The following is an 18243-nucleotide window of genomic DNA, read 5'->3' as shown; positions in this document are numbered from 1 at the left end:
CAGTCCGGCACAGATGGCGCCAATGACGAATCCGACGGCGATCCGACGGCAACAATGGAAAAAGTTACGGAAACCGAAGAAGCAACCAAGCCAGTTCTCAGCAGTGGTCTTGATCTACGATTATAGGGAAAAATTATGGAAATCACACAATCGCCGGCGACTGCACCATCCGCCCTACCTACGGCGGGCGCTGACGCATCGCTTAACTCTGATTTTGAAGTGTTCTTGCAGATGTTGACGGCGCAGATGAAGTATCAAGATCCTCTCAATCCGGTTGATTCAACCGATTATGCCACGCAGTTGGCGACGTTTTCTGGGGTTGAACAGGCTGTACTTACAAACGATCTGTTGAAATCGCTCACGACACAAATGACAGTTGGGGGCTTGTCAGATATGGCATCTTGGGTGGGTCGCGAGGCACGAACATCTGCACCAACCTATTTTGACGGGAAGCCGATTGAGCTATTCCCGCAGGCAATCGGGGCCGCGGACACCAAAGAAATCATTGTCCGCGATGAAAGTGGCGCAGAAGTGCAGCGTATCCCATACGCGTCTGGATCGGAAAGCATTCAATGGGCCGGGGTTCAGGCAAACGGTACACCAATGCAAGCGGGGCTCTATAGCTTTCAGATCGTCGGAAAGGCAAACGGTGACGTGACGGGGCAGGCGGGGGTTGATGTCTACAGCAAGGTGAATGAGGCCTCGGATCGAGGCAGAACAGACCATGCTGATCATGCAAGGTGGTGCCGCCGTCCCAAGCAACCAAGTGACCGCGCTACGTGATGCGTTGGGCTAGAGCAGTGTGCTGATCCAAACGGCGCCACCCACCAAAACACCGCCGAAGGCCATCCACGACAGGCGTGCAATTCGGCGCTGCGGCTTGGGCGGCGGCGGCGGGTTGTTCTGGCGGATCAAGGCGTCTTGGGCCAAGCGGGGCAATTGTGGACCAAAGCGGGACAAAATGCGCACAGTTTGCGCGAGGTCACGCAGTAGCGCCTTTGGGCCAATGCTTTCCTTGATGTAGTCTTCGACGACGGGTTTAGCGACCTGCCAGATGTTCATATGTGGATCAAGTGACCGCGCGACGCCTTCGACGACGACCATCGTGCGTTGTAGCAAAATCAGTTCCGTCCGCGTCTCCATACCAAAACGCTCGGTTACCTCAAACAGATAAGTCAGCAGCCGCGCCATTGAAATGCGGCTGGCATCCATTCCGAAAATAGGCTCGCCGACAGCGCGCAACGCGCGTGCAAATTCATCAACATCCTGGTTCGCGGGAACGTACCCTGCCTCGAAATGGACCTCGGCAACGCGCTGATAATCCTTTCGGATGAAGCCAAACAAGATCTCGGCGTAAACACGGCGCGTGTATTCGTCCATACGCCCCATGATCCCAAAATCATAGGCGATGATGTCACCATTTGCAGCGACCTTTAGGTTGCCTTGGTGCATGTCTCCGTGAAAATACCCGTCACGAAGCGCGTGGTTCAGGAATAGTTGCAAAACCCGTGTCGCGAGTGCCCGCCTGTCATGGCCCGCTGCATCAAGCGCATCGTTCGAGCCGATGTTTGTGCCTTCTGCCCAATCCAGCGTCATGACCCGACGACCGGACAAATGCCACCGCACCTTTGGCACCTGAAATCCCGCATCATTTTCGGTATTTGCCGCAAATTCAGACGCGGCAGAGCTTTCAAGCCGCAGGTCCAATTCGCCCATCACCACGCCTTCAAAGTGGGTGATAACATCCATCGGGCGCAAACGGCGCGACGACGGGGATAGTAATTCGATCGCACGGGCTGCAAAATAGAACGCATCGATGTCTTTGCGGAATGCTTTTTCGATACCAGGGCGCAGGATCTTAACCGCAACTGCTTCGCCGGTGTCTGCTAAATGCGCCTTGTGAACTTGCGCAAGCGAAGCAGCCGCGACGGGTTCTGAAAAAGATGCAAACAGCTGATCAAAAGAAGAACCCAGTTCGCTTTGGATCGCCTTCTTTGCTTCTTGCATCGAAAATGGCGGCAACTTGTCTTGTAGCACACGCAGTTGAACCGCCAATTCGTCGCCTACGACATCGGGCCGCGTCGAAAGTACTTGGCCGAATTTGATATACGCAGGTCCTAGTGCAGTAAGCGCACGCACCGCCGGCGGGGTTGCCACATCGCCTTTGTAGCCAAGCCATTGGAACGGCCAAACCAGCGTGCGGAACGTGATCCGCAACAATGGACCTGCATCAAATGCATCCAGAACGACCTTCATCGCGCCGGTTCGTTCCAATGTCGCGCCCGTGATGATCAGGCGAATAATGTTGTGAGGTCCGCGCAATTTAAAGCTTCCATCCAGAATGCAGGGCAGCAACGCCCAATGTTAGATTGCGGTACTTTGCATTTCCAAATCCAGCGTCGCGCACCATCCCCAGAAAGGTTTCTTGGTCGGGGAATTTACGAATAGATTCAACAAGATACTGATAGCTGTCCCGATCCCCCGCAATCATCTGCCCCATGCGCGGGATCACATTGAACGAATATGCATCGTAGGCCGCCTGCATTGCAGGGTTGGGCAATTGGCTGAATTCTAAGACCATGAGACGCCCGCCGGGTTTTAAGACGCGGTACGCCTCTGCCAGCGCATCTTGGGGGCGGGTGACGTTTCGAATGCCAAAGCTGATGGTGTAGACGTCAAATGTGTTCGCCTCGAACGGTAGCGCCATCGCGTCACCGACAACCCAGTCAAGGCTGCTGGACATTTGTTCCGCCTCGGCGCGTTTGCGCCCTTCGATCAACATCTGCTCTGTCAGATCAAGTACCGTGGCGTGCCCATAGCCCGCGCGCTTCAAGAAACGGAAAGAGATATCACCCGTGCCGCCCGCCACATCCAACAGCCGCTGACCTGGCCGTGGCGCAAGCCAATCCATCATCGCGTCTTTCCAAATCCGGTGAACACCGCCCGACATGACATCGTTCATAATATCGTATTTGCTAGCCACCGAGGAAAAGACCCCTTGGACGCGCCCCGCTTTTTCGTCTTCGCGAACGGTCTCGAACCCGAAATGGGTGGTGTTTTCTGGGGTATCAGTCATGTGGGGTTGCCTATCGGTTTGTTACTAGACTTTATAGGCCGCCAGACGCGAATGACAATTGGACCATTGCGCCATGAAAGAAACCAATCATGCCTGAACTGCCCGAAGTTGAAACCGTCAAAGCAGGCATTGCCCCCGTGATGCAGGGGCGCGTCATTGCGAACGCGCAAGTAAACCGCCCTGATCTGCGTTGGCCGTTTCCCGAAAACATGGCTGCGCGCCTCGCAGGGCAGCGCGTTCTTGGCCTGCGCCGCCGTTCCAAATACATCCTCGTGGATTTGGAAAGTGGCGAAACCCTTTTGATCCATTTGGGAATGTCGGGACGCATGCTGATTTCGGGACATATGGTAGGCGATTTTCATCATGCGCATCCAGCACCCGCAAAGCATGATCATGTTGTGTTTGAAATGGACAATGGCGTGCGCATTACCTTCAACGATGCACGCCGCTTTGGTGCGATGGACCTTATGGACACTGCCGCGCAAGACGACCACTGGCTGATCCGCGATCTAGGGCCAGAGCCGCTGGGAAATGCTTTCAATGAAAGCTACCTGATCGAAAGGCTAGGCGGTCGCAATATGCCGATCAAATCTGCTTTGCTGGATCAAAGAATCGTATCAGGACTTGGTAATATCTACGTTTGTGAAGTTCTGTTTCGTGCAGGCATCAATCCCAAACGTAAAGCCGGTCAAATCAGTGCCAAACGTGTGGCAACATTGGTCCCGCTTATCCGCACTGTTCTGACCGAAGCGATTGCTGCAGGTGGGTCTTCTTTGCGCGATTACCGCCAATCAGACGGCGAACTGGGGTATTTTCAACATGTTTTTCAAGTCTACGACCGCGAAGGTCAGAACTGCGTAACCCATGGATGTGACAGAATAATCGGCCGAATCGTACAATCCGGACGCTCATCTTTCTTTTGTCCGCAATGCCAAAGATAACTTGATCTGTCTGCCCGCTTTGCTAAGCCTTGGGGCCTGACCAGCGGCAAAAGGGACAGCAGCATGGCCTATGACAAGATCATCGTCGATATCAACGACTACGTTGCGACTATCACGCTAAATCGGCCTGACGCGATGAATGCGCTGAACGGCGAATTGCTGCGCGAATTATGCACCGCGCTGGAAGAGGCCGATGCAAGTGACAAGGTGCGCTGCATTATCATTACCGGCTCTGAAAAAGCATTTGCAGCTGGTGCCGACATTTCCGAAATGGCCGATAAATCATTTGTCGAGATGTACACCCAGCGGTTTTTTGAAAACGAAACCGATCGTTTCAATCGCACGCGCAAGCCAATCATTGCGGCGGTCGCAGGCTATGCGCTGGGCGGTGGTTGCGAGCTTGCGATGATGTGTGACTTCATTATTGCCGCTGAAAATGCGAAATTTGGCCAGCCAGAGATTAACCTTGGCGTCATGGCCGGATTGGGGGGCACCCAGCGTTTGACGCGCTATGTCGGTAAGTCAAAATCGATGGATATGCATTTGACGGGCCGCTTTATGGATGCCGCCGAGGCAGAGCGCAGTGGCCTCGTGAGCCGCGTTGTGCCTGCCAAGAAGCTGTTATCCGAAGCGAAAGCCGCCGCAGAGAAAATCTCCGAGAAATCGCAGATTGCAACGATGGCCGCAAAAGACGCAGTTGGCCGCGCCTACGAGACGACATTGGCCGAGGGTCTGAACTACGAGCGGCGGTTGTTCCAGTCATTGTTCGCGACCGAAGATCAAAGCGAAGGCATGGCTGCCTTCACCGAAAAACGCGAACCGCAGTTCCGTGATCGGTAGGGCTTTTCTTTTCCAGAAAACTACCCTAATAGCCCTTCCATACATGCGCGTGCGGCCCGCTCTGGCCAGAATCACCGGTTCGAAAACCCGGGGCTTGGGCTGATTGCGCTATTGAAATTCAATTTGACCCTATCAAGGGCCCAGTAAGGAACGAACACATGGCAAACTCCCCACAGGCGAAAAAACGCGCCCGTCAAAACGAAGCCCGCTTTGCAATCAACAAAATGCGTCGCTCGCGGATCCGCACATTCTTGCGCGCCGTCGAAGAGGCGATTGCGTCCGGCGATCAAGCTGCAGCAACTGCCGCATTGAAAGCAGCACAGCCAGAAATCATGCGTGGTGTCACAAAAGGTGTCATGCACAAGAACACTGCGTCGCGCAAAGTGTCCCGTCTGGCGTCCCGCGTCAAAGCCGTGAGCTAAACACCTGATTCTGCCGCGAGGCACACAAACTAAATAGATCAAGCGCGTCCTTTCAGGGCGCGTTTTTTTTATGTGGGTGTTGTGAAGCTGCGCAGAAATTGTGACATTTCAAAGGGCCAAGAGATTCTTTTCCGGCAATCATTGAGTCAAGCGCGATGTTATGTTGAACGAAGCCCAAACCCCTTGCTAACTTGTCCATGCGATTCACATCGTTCCGGGGGGACATGAGGGGATTTGCATAGGATCAAAGGCAGGCCTGCGTGTGTTATCGCAGCTGTCAGAGACAACATCTTATGCTGAACTTTATGCAATTGTGGTCGGGCATTTTGCAGTTTGTACTGCGTGCTTTGACCCAGTCGTGTCTGCGCTAACACTGGGGGCTGCTCCTTGGTAATAGCTGCTGCTTATGGCCCTAAACTGCTGCCGCTAGGCGCTGCTTTATCTCAATTAGAGATTGGGCCGTGCCGCAGCCACTGGTTATGGGTAAAAGGAAAACCGCTCAGGAGAGGCAACCTGCGCGACAGTACCTTTTTGTCTCGGGCAATGTGTCGTCGATGCGAAACGCGTCGAAAAAATGGGACGGCATGTTATGGGGACAACACGAGTATGACGAACGATATCTGGGCAAAGGTGTTGGGTGCGCTGAAGGACACCGTTGGAGCAAGCAATTACTCTAGCTGGATCGCGCCACTTGAATTTACGCAACTATCCGGTGGTGTCGCGATCTTTGATGTGCCGACGAATTTCATCGGCAATTACGTGTCCCAGAACTTTGGTGATCAAATCATTTATCAGATGAATAAAGTCGGCGAAGAAGTGCAGCGTTTGCAGTTCCGTGTTCCATCACAAGCGCGCCCAGCGTTGTCTCCAAAGACCGCAGCTCATGGGATTGCCCGCGACAAGACATCTGGCTCTCCGCTTGATGCGCGTTTCACTTTTGACACCTTCATCGTCGGTAAGCCAAACGAGTTGGCACACGCTGCCGCCCGCCGTGTCGCCGAAGGTGGTCCGGTGACTTTTAACCCGCTGTTTCTTTATGGTGGTGTTGGTCTTGGTAAGACGCATTTGATGCACGCGATCGCGCACGAGCTGAAGCAACGCTCGCCTGAATTGAATGTTCTGTATTTGTCGGCAGAGCAATTCATGTACCGCTTCATCACCGCCCTGCGCGAACGCAAAATGATGGACTTCAAGCAGCTATTCCGGTCGGTCGATGTCCTGATGGTTGATGATGTGCAGTTCATCGGTGGCAAAGACAGCACCCAAGAAGAATTCTTTCACACGTTCAATGCGCTTGTTGATTCAGGCAAACAGATCATCATTTCCGCCGACCGCGCGCCGGGTGAGATCAAAGATCTGGAAGAGCGGATAAAATCCCGTCTGCAGTGTGGCCTTGTCGTCGACCTGCATCCAACCGACTACGAATTGCGTTTGGGTATCCTGCAGTCAAAAGTAGACGTTTATTCTGCCCAGTACCCCGAGCTTGAAATCGCTGATGGCGTGCTGGAATTTTTGGCGCACCGCATTTCAACCAATGTCCGTGTATTGGAAGGGGCGCTGACCCGTCTTTTCGCATTCGCTTCGCTGGTTGGCCGCGAAATCACGCTTGATCTGACACAAGACTGCTTGTCAGACGTCCTCAAAGCATCTGATCGCAAGGTCACGGTCGAGGAAATCCAGCGTAAGGTATCGGAGCATTACAACATTCGCCTGTCCGACATGATCGGCCCAAAGCGGGTACGCAACTATGCCCGCCCCCGTCAAATCGCGATGTATCTGGCGAAAAAGATGACCAGCCGGTCATTACCGGAAATCGGCCGCCGGTTTGGTGGTCGCGATCACACGACGGTCATGCACGGTGTGCGCCGCATCGAAGAGTTGATGGCGCTGGATAGCCAGATCGCAGATGATCTGGAACTTCTGCGCCGCGCACTGCAGGAATAGCACGTCCTGTGCTTGACGACAGCAGGGCCTTGGTCAACAGTCCAACAAAATGCTTGAGGCGGTCGCGGAATAGAGTACATTCTGCGTCCGGACCTCGTTCGGAAGCAAGATTTGCGGAGATTGGGATATGAAATTCAGCATTGAACGTACGGTGCTTTTGAAAGCAGTGGCGCAGGCCCAGTCAGTGGTCGAGCGACGCAACACGATCCCCATCCTTGCAAACGTCTTGATCGAAGCCGAAGGCGATGAAGTGCACTTTCGCGCAACAGACCTTGATATCGAAGTTGTCGACCGCGCTCCCGCCAAGGTCGAACGTGCAGGTGCTACCACGGTTTCCGCGGTGACGCTGAACGAAATCGTGCGCAAACTGCCTGACGGTGCTTTGGTGACACTGACCGAAGACGGTGCCTCTGGTCGTTTGACAATCGAAGCGGGGCGGTCGAACTTTTCGTTGGCAACTTTGCCCAAAGAAGACTTTCCCGTGATGGCATCATCCGAATATGCCGCGAACTTTTCCGCGCCAGCACCAGTGCTGCGTCGCTTGTTTGATAAATCGAAATTTGCAATCTCAACCGAAGAAACCCGTTATTATTTGAACGGTGTTTACATGCACATCGCCGATAGCGATGGCGGCAAAGTTTTGCGTTGTGTGGCGACTGATGGTCACCGTTTGGCGCGCATTGACGCCGACTTGCCTGCAGGTGCTGCTGACATGGCGGGGGTTATCGTTCCGCGTAAAACAGTAAGCGAGTTGCGCAAACTGCTAGATGATGACGACATGAAGATCGCCGTATCGGTTTCCGAAACCAAGATCCGGTTTGCCACGCCAGAAATCACACTGACATCCAAGGTCATCGACGGAACGTTTCCCGACTACACCCGCGTGATCCCACAGGGCAACACGCGCAAAATGGAAGTCGACGCCAGCGAATTTGCAAAGGCCGTTGACCGTGTGGCGACTGTATCCTCCGAACGGTCACGCGCCGTAAAGCTATCGATTGACCAAGATCGTCTGATCCTGTCCGTCAATGCGCCTGATAGCGGCGCCGCTGAAGAAGAACTCGCGGTAGCCTATAGCGACGAGCCGCTCGAAATTGGTTTTAACGCGAAATATCTGCTGGAAATTGCCAGTCAGGTTGACCGCGAGAACGCTGTTTTCATGTTCAACTCTTCGGGTGATCCGACGTTGATGCGCGAAGGCAATGACACCTCTGCAGTCTATGTCGTGATGCCGATGCGCGTTTGACGCGGTCACATCCAAAGCCTTCCGGCTGCGCCGTCTTTCATGGTTGAACGCCGCCAATGACTAAGCTTGCGCTATCTGAACTCACGCTCTCTCATTTCCGCTCGCATAAGCGAGCGGTGGTGACAGCCGATGCGCGTCCAATGGCGATCTATGGCCCCAATGGTGCCGGCAAAACCAATCTGTTAGAGGCTGTTTCCCTGTTGTCCCCAGGGCGCGGCTTGCGGCGTGCAGGTGCGGATGATCTGACCCGCAGGCCAGAGGCACTGGGCTGGAAAGTCACAGGCATCCTGCAATCGCTTCATCAAACTCACGAGCTTGAAACCTGGGCCGAGGCAGGCAACCCGCGTCAATTGCGCATCGATGGCAAGTCAGCACCACAGATTGCATTGGGCCGGATCGGACGCATCTTGTGGCTGGTGCCGTCCATGGACCGGCTTTGGATCGAGGGGGCAGAAGGGCGCAGGCGTTTCCTAGACCGCGCCACCCTTAGTTTTGAGCCGACCCACGCAGAGGCTGTGCTGACCTATGAAAAAGCCATGCGTGAACGAAATCGACTGCTCAAGGACATGGTGCGCGATCCACATTGGTACACTGTTATTGAAGGGCAGATGGCGCAATCGGGCGCTGCGATGCAGCGCAATAGATTGAACGCAATCGCCCAACTGACAGCAGCCCAAGAAGAAGCGACCACCGCGTTTCCGACGGCCACGCTGGCGCTGACATCACCCGATCCCATTCCAGATGATCTACAAGCCGCGCTTTCAGACAACCGTTCTCGCGATATGGCCGCAGGGCGGACATTGATTGGCCCGCACCGCGCTGATCTTGATGCGACCTATGCCAGCAAAGATGTGCCTGCCAAGGACTGTTCCACTGGCGAACAAAAGGCGCTGCTGATTAGTCTGATCCTGGCGAACGGGCGTGCATTGGCGCGCGATTTTGGCGCACCACCGATCCTGTTGCTGGACGAAGTCGCAGCCCATCTTGATGCCCCACGGCGTGCGGCGCTTTACGACGAAATTTGCAGCCTTGGGGCGCAGGCGTTCATGACCGGCACGGGCCCTGAATTGTTTGCAGAACTGGGCGAGCGCGCTCAATATGCCGAAGTGACTGAAAGCGATGGTCAATCCATCGTCACTCAAAAGGACAGCCTATGACCCCGCAACGCGTTACTTTGATTACCCTCGGCGTCGCTGATTTAGGACGCGCCAAAGCATTCTATGCCGCATTGGGCTGGACTCCTGCGGCGGACGAAGGCGAAGTGGTATTCTATCAGATGAACGGGATGGTATTAGGCTTTTTCGGACTTGAACCGCTGGCCAAAGACCAAGGCCGGCCAGACGCAAAACTAGGAACAGGTGCAATGACGCTTGCTCAGAATTTCACAACGGATGCACAAGTAGATGCGGCCTATGCACTGGCCCTGAGAGCAGGAGCAACGCCCCTCAAAGCGCCTGAAAAGGTCTTTTGGGGCGGATATTCCGGTTATTATGCCGACCCGGATGGACATGTTTGGGAAGTGGCGCAAAACCCGTTTTGGGACGTCAGCCCTGACGGCAGCCTGACGTTGCCAACCACATGACGATCACACCGTACGAATTACTGCTCTATGCAGGTGCGCTGCTCATCTTGTTCATGACGCCGGGACCGGTTTGGGTGGCATTGCTTGCACGCTCGCTTTCGGGCGGATTTCAGGCCGCTTGGCCTTTGGCGATGGGTGTCGCCATTGGCGACATCGTCTGGCCGCTCGTTGCCGTGTTAGGCGTTTCATGGCTGGTCTCTGAATTTGCGGGCTTCATGGATGTGCTGAAGTGGGTTGCCGTGATTGTTTTTATCGCAATGGGCGTGGGGTTGATCCGCAGTGCCGATCACGCGCTTAGCTCCAACAGCAGATTGACCCGCCCGGGCATGTGGGCAGGTTTCTTGGCGGGTCTTGCGGTCATCATTGGCAATCCCAAAGCGGTTTTGTTTTATATGGGCGTCTTGCCGGGCTTCTTTGATCTGACGACGGTGACAACCCTCGATTTGGTCGCGATTTGCACGCTCAGTTTCGTGGTGCCGCTGGGGGGCAATCTGGTCCTGGCGGTCTCTGTCGATCGTGTGCGGGGCGTTCTAAAATCACCCTCTGCGATGCGCCGGATGAACCTGATTGCAGGATGGCTTTTGATTGGCGTCGGGGCGGTCATCGCGCTGACCTAGGCGCTTTGTGGGTAACAGTCGAAAACCACAAAATCTTGTGCCATTTGCGTGACAATGACCCCCCTTTGGGGTATATTTTGGGGAACAATACATAAGGTATCCCTAATGGCCGACATCGACCAAAAACCAGAAGAATATGGCGCCGATTCTATCAAAGTTCTCAGGGGCTTAGAGGCGGTTCGCAAGCGTCCGGGAATGTATATCGGCGATACCGATGACGGCTCTGGTTTGCACCATATGGTTTATGAGGTCGTGGATAACGGCATCGACGAAGCACTGGCAGGGCACGCTGACCATGTTTACGTAAAAATCAACGGTGACGGTTCGGTCACGGTGGGTGACAACGGGCGCGGTATTCCGGTCGGCATCCACGAAGAAGAAGGCGTTTCTGCCGCCGAAGTTATCATGACCCAATTGCACGCTGGTGGTAAATTCGACAGCAACTCCTACAAGGTTTCGGGTGGTTTGCACGGTGTGGGTGTGTCTGTTGTGAACGCGTTGTCCGATTTTCTTGAACTGCGTATCTGGCGCGATGGCAAAGAGCACTACGCGCGGTTCGAGGGCGGGTTTACCACCGAACATCTGCGCGTTGTGGGCGATGCGAACGGGCGCAAAGGCACCGAGGTCACGTTCCTTGCTGCATTAAGCACCTTCAGCAATCGTGATTTTGAATTTAGCATTCTGGAAAAGCGACTGCGCGAATTGGCGTTTTTGAACTCTGGCGTGCGGATCATTCTGGAAGACTTGCGTCCAGCAGAGCCGCTGAAAGCGGACCTGTTCTACGAGGGTGGCGTTAAGGAATTCGTCAAGTACCTCGACCGCTCCAAAACCCCGTTGATGGACACACCGATTTATGTGGCTGGCGAACGCGACGACATCGGCGTCGAAGTCGCGATGTGGTGGAACGATAGCTACAACGAAATGGTCCTGCCCTTTACCAACAACATCCCGCAACGCGATGGCGGCACGCACCTTGCCGGTTTCCGCGGCGCGCTGACACGCGCGATTGCGAAATACGCGACTGAAAAGGGAATTTCCAAAAAGGAAAAAGTATCCCTAACCGGTGATGACGCCCGCGAAGGCTTGACCTGCGTGCTGTCCGTCAAAGTTCCTGACCCAAAGTTCTCCAGCCAGACCAAGGACAAATTGGTCAGCTCTGAAGTGCGACCAGCCGTCGAAAACCTGATGGGTGAAAAACTGAACGAATGGTTTGAGGAAAACCCTGTTGAAGCCAAGATGATCATCTCAAAGATCGTTGAAGCCGCCGCTGCCCGTGAGGCCGCGCGCAAAGCCCGTGAAATCCGGCGTAAATCGGCGATGGATGTGAACTTTAACGCGTCCAAGCTGAAAGATTGCTCTGAAAAAGACCCGTCCAAAACCGAAGTCTTCATCGTCGAGGGCGATTCGGCGGGTGGGTCTGCCCAAACGGGCCGTGATCGCGGGACGCAGGCGATTTTGCCGCTAAAGGGTAAGATCCTGAACGTGGAGCGCGCGCGTTTTGATCGGATGCTAGGCAGTCAAGAAATCGGCAACCTTGTCATGGCACTGGGCACGGGCATTGGCCGCGACGAATTCAATATTAGTAAACTGCGTTATCATAAGGTCATTATCATGACCGACGCGGACGTCGACGGGGCGCATATCCGGACACTTTTGCTGACCTTCTTCTTCCGACAGATGCCGGAATTGATTGAAGGCGGGTATCTGTATATCGCGCAGCCCCCGCTTTACAAAGTCGCGCGTGGCAAATCCGAGGTTTACCTTAAGGATCAAGCCGCGATGGACGAATATCTGGTTGAACAAGGCATTGATGGCGCGATGCTGCGCCAAGGTAACGGCGAAGAAATCGCAGGCGCTGATCTGCGTCGCGTTGTCGACGAGGCCCGCCAACTGCGGCGCGTTCTAGAGGCATTTCCAACCCATTATCCACGGCATATTCTTGAACAAGCCGCGATCGCAGGGGCATTTGTGCCCGGCGTTGTCGAAAACGATTTGCAAGGTACAGCAGACAGGGTGGCGCAACGCCTCGACCTGATTGCGCTGGAATGGGAACGTGGCTGGCAAGGCCGGATTACCCAAGACAAAGGTATGCGGTTGGCCCGTATGTTGCGCGGCGTTGAGGAAGTTCGCACGCTGGACGGCCCGATGTTGCGCGGTGGCGAAGCACGACGGACGGGTACGTTCACGCAAAGCCTGCAGGACGTCTATAACCTGCCCGCGACATTGGTACGCAAGGACCGTAGCCAAGTTATTCATGGCCCACTTGATTTGCTAAAGGCGATCCTTGAAGAGGGCGAAAAAGGTCTTTCCTTGCAGCGTTACAAAGGCTTGGGCGAAATGAACCCTGATCAGCTATGGGAAACCACGCTTGATCCGGATGCGCGCACGCTGCTGCAGGTAAAAGTCGAAGACTTGGCCGAAGCCGATGACCTGTTCACCAAGCTAATGGGTGATGTGGTCGAACCACGTCGCGAATTCATCCAAACGAACGCGCTTAACGTCGAAAACCTCGACTTTTAAGAACTGCGTCGCGTCCATTTGAAAACAAAGGGCGCGACCGCGATCACCAGCGTTATGCGAATGACATGCATCACCGAGACGTAAGCGACGTCTTGGCCCATGGCGAGTGTGAGCAATGACATTTCGGTCAAGCCGCCGGGTGAAAACGCTAAAAATGCCTGTGCCAAGGGGATACCACTGACCCACGCAATACCTTCGGCAAACCCAACGGCGGCGATCAGCATCAACAATGATGCAATCCCCGATAGGCCAATGTCACGGCGAATTTCGGCCAGTGTCGCACCCACAAAGCGGGTGCCGATAATCGTGCCAATGGTAATTTGCGCAGCAATAACAAACAGGGTCGGGGGCGCGACAGTGACCCAACCCAGCGCATGCGCAACACCGCTTAAGATCATTGGGCCGAAAACAGGGGCGGCGGGTAAGCCAAGTCGCTTGCCCAATAGAACCCCCAGCACGGCACAAGTCCCCAAGATCGCGTAATCCAATGCCGTGATCTGATACAGCCCGATCCACTGTACCGCCCCACGTCCACCGCTGGACACGCCGACAAAAAGTCCAAAGAAAATTGCCACAAAAACAATAATAATCAGGACGCGGGCCGCATGTGCCAAGGCGATCCGACGTTCGTCCCCACCAGCTTCTGCGCCCAAAATCAGCATTTCGTTCAGGCCGCCGGGCATGGCGGAATAAAACGCGGTCACGGGATCATAGCCGCCGATGCGCCGGTAAACCGCATAAGAAATACCGGCAGCGCATGCCAGAAAAATGGGCAGCAACGCAAGCGTCAAAAGCCACGTCCCGAGCAGACCGAAAATCTCTGCCGTCATTGCTGATCCTAACATCACACCAATCACAGGGATCACATAAATGCGGAGCGGATCAGGCCCCAAGATCGGCGCACGCAACATGGCGGCAGCGGTGTTGGCGATCATCGGACCCAGCATCCAAGGAAGCGGCAGGCCTGCAAAATACGCAGCCAATCCACCCGCCACCCCGATTGCCAAAGCCAAAAGCTGCGGCAAAAAAGACCTATGAGCAGTCACTGTGCCAGACCTAGATGCCGCCGATGTGGTGCGTGCCGCGCTGCTTGGCGAGTATCATTTGCTTTTGACGTTCACGAAAGCGGCCTTTGTCCGCATCAGTAGTTTCATCGACGCATTGATGGCAGGCCACACCTTGTTCAAACGCGGGGTGGTCGCGATCTTCGGGAAGCAACGGACGTCTGCAAGCGTGACATAAAATATGCGGACCTTCTTCCAGTCCATGCCCGACGCTGACGCGTGCATCGAAAACAAAGCATTCGCCATCCCATTTGCTGTCTTCTTGCGGGACCTCTTCAAGGTACTTCAGGATGCCACCTTTCAGGTGATAGACGTCTTCTACGCCTTGACCCATCAGGTAATTCGTTGATTTTTCACACCGAATGCCACCTGTGCAAAACATAGCAATCCGCTTGTTATGAAAGCGATGCTTGTTCTCTTCCCACCATGCAGGGAACTCGCCAAAGCTTTTGGTGTTGGGATCAACCGCGCCTTCGAATGTACCAATTGCCACTTCATAGTCGTTGCGCGTATCGATCACGGCAACATCGGGCGCGCTGATCAGATTGTTCCAATCGGCGGCATCAACATAGTTTCCAACACGCGCAACAGGGTCCACATCCGGCTGGCCCATCGTCACAATCTCGCGCTTAAGACGCACTTTCATGCGGTGAAACGGCGGTGTCGCTGCAGTGCTTTCTTTCCATTCTAGGTCGTCGCATCCGGGCAGAGCGCGAACATGGGTCAGCACGGCATCAATCCCTGAACGGCTCCCCGCAATCGTCCCGTTGATACCTTCGCTCGCCAGCAAAAGCGTGCCAGTAATGCCACGCTCCTTGCACAGCGCCAAAAGGGGGCCTTGCACGGCGGCAATGTTATCAAAGCGGGTGAAGTGATAAAGTGCAGCAACTGTAAACATACTGACCAGATACGCCTGTCATTCGTGCAGGTAAAGCCGAAGATGCGATGAAAAACGAAGCCCCGTTGCAACCCAACTGGAGCTTTGGCACATTGTGCACAACGCAACACAACTGAAAGCCACGCCATGTCCCACGCATTATTGGTGATCGATGTCCAAAATGATTTCTGTCCGGGGGGCGCACTTCCCGTGGATGATGGCGATGTGATTGTGGCGGGAATCAATGCACAGATGGCTAATTCCTCGACCGTCATCCTGACGCAGGATTGGCACCCTGCGGGCCATTCCTCTTTTGCATCGACCCATAACGCGACCCCAATGAGCGTGATGGACATGCCCTACGGCCCACAAGTGCTTTGGCCGGATCACTGTATTCAGGGCAGCACAGGCGCCGCATTTCACTCAGATCTGCACACGGATCATGCTGATCTGATCATCCGAAAAGGGTACAATCGTACGATCGACAGCTATTCGGCATTCTTTGAGAACGACAAAACCACACCAACCGGCCTTGAAGGATATTTACGCACACGCGGGATTAACACCCTGACGCTTGTGGGGCTGGCGACCGATTTTTGCGTTAATTATTCAGCAGTAGACGCGGCAAAGCTTGGCTTTGATGTGACGGTGAAGATGGACTTGTGCCGCGCAATCGATTTTGATGGCTCTTTGGAGGTCGCAAAGGCGGCGATGACAAAAGCAGGCGTGGTTTTGGCTTAGCGACCTTTGCGTGCAAACCATACAGATGACACCCCGGCCGTCATGATGATGACCAATCCTACAAGGCTTGGCGCGTCGGGCCATTGTCCAAAGACCGCCCAACCGATCAACATCGCCGCAAGCAATTGGCTGTAGATCAAGGGCGCCACGACGCCTGCAGGCGTCGTACGGTTTACTAGAACCAGCAACAAATTCCCCCCCGCCGATCCTAGTGCAGAGACTGTGATAAGGCCGAACAAAGGCCACGTCACCTCGGGTCTTGTTGAAAACGCGAACGGTGACAGCAGGATTGAGCCGATCAGGAGTTGCGAAAACAGTAAGAACCGTGGCCGAAATCCCGAAGCGAGCCACCTTGTTGCAACCAAATATGACCCGTGAAAACAGCCTGCCAAAATTGCAAATCCCATGCCCGCGGACATGCCGAACCCCGGGCGTACCACCAACAAAACGCCTGCAAAACTGATCAATAGCAAAAATGTACGCAGTGGCGTGATGCGTTCACCAAGCAAAAGCGCAGACAGGAAATACGACACAACGGGTCCGACAAAGAAGCCTGCAAAAACGTTGGCCATGGGTTCCGTTTTGAGCGCTGTCAAAATGCACACGATCCCCCCGACAATCAGCCCAGCGCGCAAATATAGCCGCCAATCGCGAAACTGGGCCACATCGGCGCGGACAAGACCACAAATTGGGGCCAACAATGCAGCTGCCAGGGCAAAACGGGTCCAAGCCACAAATGTTTGTGGAAAACCCGCACTGGTCAGCATCGTGGCCGCGGCATCACCGCCAACAATCAAGTTCATGGCAAGCACAACTGCGACGACCAGCTTTGCCGAATAAGGGGATGTTGTCATTTGGTGGGGCCTTTGCGACGTCTTGACCGCGTTAGACCACACAGATCACAACATGGCGACATCAAAGCTTGCCACGCCCGCGCCCGCTTGATCTAACCCGACGTGCACAAACGGGAGAGCACGGTCATGGTCGACATTGCCACACGGGTCTGGAACCACAAATGGAGGATTGATCCGATTGTGCGGTCTTTGATCGACACTGATTTTTATAAGCTCTTAATGTGCCAATCCGTATTTCGGAACCATCCTGACACAGTGGTGCAGTTTTCGTTGATCAACAGAACAAAGACAATTCGTCTTGCTGAGTTGGTCGATGAAGGCAAATTGCGCGAGCAGCTCGATCATATCCGTTCATTGCGACTGACCCGCGGCGAAAGCACTTGGCTGCGTGGCAACACATTCTACGGCAAACGCCAGATGTTCACCCCTGCCTTCATGGAGTGGTTCGAAAACCTTCAATTGCCGCCTTACCACCTCGAAAAACGCGATGGTCAGTACGAGCTCACGTTTGAAGGCACATGGCCCGAAGTCATGCTTTGGGAAATCCCGGCGCTGGCAGTGATTATGGAATTGCGCAGCAGAGCAGTCCTAAAGGACATGGGTAAATTTGAATTGCAGGTGCTTTATGCGCGCGCGATGACGAAATTGTGGGAGAAAGTCGATAAGTTGAAGCCCATCGAAGATCTGCGAGTCGCGGATTTCGGTACGCGGCGCCGGCATTCATACCTTTGGCAGGATTGGTGTGTGCAAGCGATGATGGAGGGGTTGGGTAAAAACTTTACGGGCACTTCAAACTGTCGGATTGCAATGATGCGCGAAATCGAAGCCATTGGCACGAACGCGCATGAACTCCCTATGGTTTACGCGGCCTTGGCCGATACGGATGTAACGTTGCGGCAATCCCCATATGATGTTCTGGCCGATTGGCAGGAAGAACATGACGGTAACTTACGGATCATCTTGCCAGATACCTATGGAACGCAGGGCTTTCTGGATGGCGCGCCTGACTGGCTGGCTGGCTGGACGGGTATTCGTGTCGATAGCGGTGATCCTGCGACCGGCGCAGAAATAGCAATCAAGTGGTGGAGATCGCGCGGCGAAGATCCGCGCAACAAGCTGGTGATTTTCTCGGACGGGCTGGATGTCGATAAAATCAGCGCACTGCATAAACAGTTTGCGGGGCGGGTGCGGGTGTCATTTGGTTGGGGAACAATGCTGACCAACGACTTCAAGGGGTTGGTCGATGGCGACGCGCTCGCGCCATTTTCCTTAGTTTGTAAGGCTATTTCGGTCAATGGTCGCCCGACAGTTAAACTGAGTGACAATCCGCGTAAGGCAATGGGCCCGAAGGCAGAGATTGCAAGATACAAGCGGATCTTTGATGTCGGGCAGCAAGATGAGATTGAAGTCGTCGTTTAGCGTTCATGGACTTTCGTCTTGGCGGGGCGGTTGTTGGCACCTGAAGAGAGTGTCCGATCTTCTGTGTATGAGTAATTCGGTCCATGCTTCCAAACCAAAG

At 54.5% G+C, this 18243-nt stretch carries 17 protein-coding genes; 12 read left to right on the top strand and 5 right to left on the bottom strand.

Going from position 1 to position 18243, the window contains the following annotated elements; all coding sequences use genetic code 11:
• The first annotated feature begins 135 nt into the window (after window positions 1-135).
• Window positions 136-783, top strand: a complete 648-nt coding sequence (locus tag QZ197_RS08160) for a flagellar hook capping FlgD N-terminal domain-containing protein (protein WP_296431387.1) — start codon at window positions 136-138, stop codon at window positions 781-783.
• 9 nt (window positions 784-792) lie between these two features.
• Here QZ197_RS08160 and ubiB read toward each other — a convergent pair whose 3' ends face one another.
• Together ubiB and ubiE are read right to left on the bottom strand one after the other, a co-directional pair.
• Window positions 793-2322: a 2-polyprenylphenol 6-hydroxylase gene (gene ubiB / locus QZ197_RS08155; RefSeq protein WP_272146176.1), complete on the bottom strand. Its 1530-nt coding sequence runs from the start codon at window positions 2320-2322 to the stop codon at window positions 793-795.
• Window position 2323: 1 nt separating this feature from the next.
• Window positions 2324-3076, bottom strand: a complete 753-nt coding sequence (gene ubiE / locus QZ197_RS08150; protein WP_272146174.1) for a bifunctional demethylmenaquinone methyltransferase/2-methoxy-6-polyprenyl-1,4-benzoquinol methylase UbiE — start codon at window positions 3074-3076, stop codon at window positions 2324-2326.
• 89 nt (window positions 3077-3165) lie between these two features.
• Here ubiE and mutM point away from each other — a divergent pair, with 89 nt between their 5' ends.
• The 9 genes from mutM (at window position 3166) to gyrB (ending at window position 13188) form a co-directional block, all read left to right on the top strand.
• The gene (gene mutM / locus QZ197_RS08145) at window positions 3166-4017 is read left to right on the top strand and encodes a bifunctional DNA-formamidopyrimidine glycosylase/DNA-(apurinic or apyrimidinic site) lyase (protein WP_296431386.1); all 852 of its coding nucleotides are present in this window, start codon (window positions 3166-3168) and stop codon (window positions 4015-4017) included.
• A gap of 63 nt (window positions 4018-4080) precedes the next feature.
• Entirely contained in the window at window positions 4081-4857 is a 777-nt protein-coding gene (locus QZ197_RS08140) for an enoyl-CoA hydratase (RefSeq protein WP_272146170.1), read from the top strand.
• Window positions 4858-5015: 158 nt separating this feature from the next.
• On the top strand, window positions 5016-5279 hold the full coding sequence (gene rpsT / locus QZ197_RS08135) for a 30S ribosomal protein S20 (RefSeq protein ID WP_272146168.1): 264 nt from the start codon (window positions 5016-5018) through the stop codon (window positions 5277-5279).
• A 606-nt stretch (window positions 5280-5885) separates the two neighbouring features.
• Entirely contained in the window at window positions 5886-7223 is a 1338-nt protein-coding gene (gene dnaA, locus QZ197_RS08130) for a chromosomal replication initiator protein DnaA (protein ID WP_272146166.1), read from the top strand.
• A gap of 127 nt (window positions 7224-7350) precedes the next feature.
• The gene (gene dnaN, locus QZ197_RS08125; RefSeq protein WP_272146164.1) at window positions 7351-8469 is read left to right on the top strand and encodes a DNA polymerase III subunit beta; all 1119 of its coding nucleotides are present in this window, start codon (window positions 7351-7353) and stop codon (window positions 8467-8469) included.
• Between the two features lie 56 nt (window positions 8470-8525).
• Window positions 8526-9626, top strand: a complete 1101-nt coding sequence (gene recF, locus QZ197_RS08120; RefSeq protein WP_272146162.1) for a DNA replication/repair protein RecF — start codon at window positions 8526-8528, stop codon at window positions 9624-9626.
• Window positions 9623-10051 (top strand): VOC family protein, encoded by a 429-nt coding sequence (locus tag QZ197_RS08115; protein ID WP_296431385.1) that lies wholly within the window; start codon window positions 9623-9625, stop codon window positions 10049-10051. Before recF ends, QZ197_RS08115 begins: the two co-directional genes overlap by 4 nt.
• On the top strand, window positions 10048-10668 hold the full coding sequence (locus tag QZ197_RS08110; protein WP_296431384.1) for a LysE family translocator: 621 nt from the start codon (window positions 10048-10050) through the stop codon (window positions 10666-10668). The genes QZ197_RS08115 and QZ197_RS08110 overlap by 4 nt, the downstream gene beginning before the upstream one ends.
• 105 nt (window positions 10669-10773) lie before the next feature.
• Window positions 10774-13188: a DNA topoisomerase (ATP-hydrolyzing) subunit B gene (gyrB, locus tag QZ197_RS08105; protein ID WP_272146160.1), complete on the top strand. Its 2415-nt coding sequence runs from the start codon at window positions 10774-10776 to the stop codon at window positions 13186-13188.
• Here the strand turns inward: gyrB and QZ197_RS08100 are convergent.
• Window positions 13185-14195, bottom strand: a complete 1011-nt coding sequence (locus QZ197_RS08100; protein ID WP_296431383.1) for an AbrB family transcriptional regulator — start codon at window positions 14193-14195, stop codon at window positions 13185-13187. The genes gyrB and QZ197_RS08100 overlap by 4 nt on opposite strands.
• Window positions 14196-14244: 49 nt before the next feature.
• Window positions 14245-15150, bottom strand: coding sequence for a rhodanese-related sulfurtransferase (locus tag QZ197_RS08095; protein ID WP_272146155.1), 906 nt, complete (start codon window positions 15148-15150; stop codon window positions 14245-14247).
• A 126-nt stretch (window positions 15151-15276) separates the two neighbouring features.
• Between QZ197_RS08095 and pncA the strand changes: the two genes are divergently transcribed.
• Window positions 15277-15870 (top strand): bifunctional nicotinamidase/pyrazinamidase, encoded by a 594-nt coding sequence (gene pncA, locus QZ197_RS08090; protein ID WP_272146153.1) that lies wholly within the window; start codon window positions 15277-15279, stop codon window positions 15868-15870.
• Here pncA and QZ197_RS08085 read toward each other — a convergent pair.
• Window positions 15867-16724 (bottom strand): DMT family transporter, encoded by an 858-nt coding sequence (locus QZ197_RS08085; RefSeq protein WP_272146151.1) that lies wholly within the window; start codon window positions 16722-16724, stop codon window positions 15867-15869. The genes pncA and QZ197_RS08085 overlap by 4 nt on opposite strands.
• 126 nt (window positions 16725-16850) lie before the next feature.
• On the opposite strand from QZ197_RS08085, the gene pncB reads away from it, so the two are divergent.
• Window positions 16851-18143, top strand: coding sequence for a nicotinate phosphoribosyltransferase (gene pncB, locus QZ197_RS08080; RefSeq protein ID WP_296431388.1), 1293 nt, complete (start codon window positions 16851-16853; stop codon window positions 18141-18143).
• Window positions 18144-18243 lie beyond the last annotated feature (100 nt).

Source organism: Yoonia sp., from assembly GCF_017854415.1.
In the GTDB taxonomy this organism is placed as follows: Bacteria; Pseudomonadota; Alphaproteobacteria; order Rhodobacterales; family Rhodobacteraceae; genus Yoonia.
The sequence above is the reverse complement of the archived record's forward strand: the minus strand, read 5'-3'. Positions and strand labels throughout refer to the sequence as shown.

What these genes read in the sequence shown, in the direction of transcription:
- QZ197_RS08160 (WP_296431387.1), top strand. Translation starts at nt 136, where the DNA reads ATGGAAATCACACAATCGCCGGCGACTGCACCATCCGCCCTACCTACG.
- ubiE (WP_272146174.1), bottom strand. Translation starts at nt 3,076, where the DNA reads ATGACTGATACCCCAGAAAACACCACCCATTTCGGGTTCGAGACCGTT.
- mutM (WP_296431386.1), top strand. Translation starts at nt 3,166, where the DNA reads ATGCCTGAACTGCCCGAAGTTGAAACCGTCAAAGCAGGCATTGCCCCC.
- QZ197_RS08140 (WP_272146170.1), top strand. Translation starts at nt 4,081, where the DNA reads ATGGCCTATGACAAGATCATCGTCGATATCAACGACTACGTTGCGACT.
- rpsT (WP_272146168.1), top strand. Translation starts at nt 5,016, where the DNA reads ATGGCAAACTCCCCACAGGCGAAAAAACGCGCCCGTCAAAACGAAGCC.
- dnaA (WP_272146166.1), top strand. Translation starts at nt 5,886, where the DNA reads ATGACGAACGATATCTGGGCAAAGGTGTTGGGTGCGCTGAAGGACACC.
- dnaN (WP_272146164.1), top strand. Translation starts at nt 7,351, where the DNA reads ATGAAATTCAGCATTGAACGTACGGTGCTTTTGAAAGCAGTGGCGCAG.
- recF (WP_272146162.1), top strand. Translation starts at nt 8,526, where the DNA reads ATGACTAAGCTTGCGCTATCTGAACTCACGCTCTCTCATTTCCGCTCG.
- QZ197_RS08115 (WP_296431385.1), top strand. Translation starts at nt 9,623, where the DNA reads ATGACCCCGCAACGCGTTACTTTGATTACCCTCGGCGTCGCTGATTTA.
- QZ197_RS08110 (WP_296431384.1), top strand. Translation starts at nt 10,048, where the DNA reads ATGACGATCACACCGTACGAATTACTGCTCTATGCAGGTGCGCTGCTC.
- gyrB (WP_272146160.1), top strand. Translation starts at nt 10,774, where the DNA reads ATGGCCGACATCGACCAAAAACCAGAAGAATATGGCGCCGATTCTATC.
- QZ197_RS08095 (WP_272146155.1), bottom strand. Translation starts at nt 15,150, where the DNA reads ATGTTTACAGTTGCTGCACTTTATCACTTCACCCGCTTTGATAACATT.
- pncA (WP_272146153.1), top strand. Translation starts at nt 15,277, where the DNA reads ATGTCCCACGCATTATTGGTGATCGATGTCCAAAATGATTTCTGTCCG.
- QZ197_RS08085 (WP_272146151.1), bottom strand. Translation starts at nt 16,724, where the DNA reads ATGACAACATCCCCTTATTCGGCAAAGCTGGTCGTCGCAGTTGTGCTT.
- pncB (WP_296431388.1), top strand. Translation starts at nt 16,851, where the DNA reads ATGGTCGACATTGCCACACGGGTCTGGAACCACAAATGGAGGATTGAT.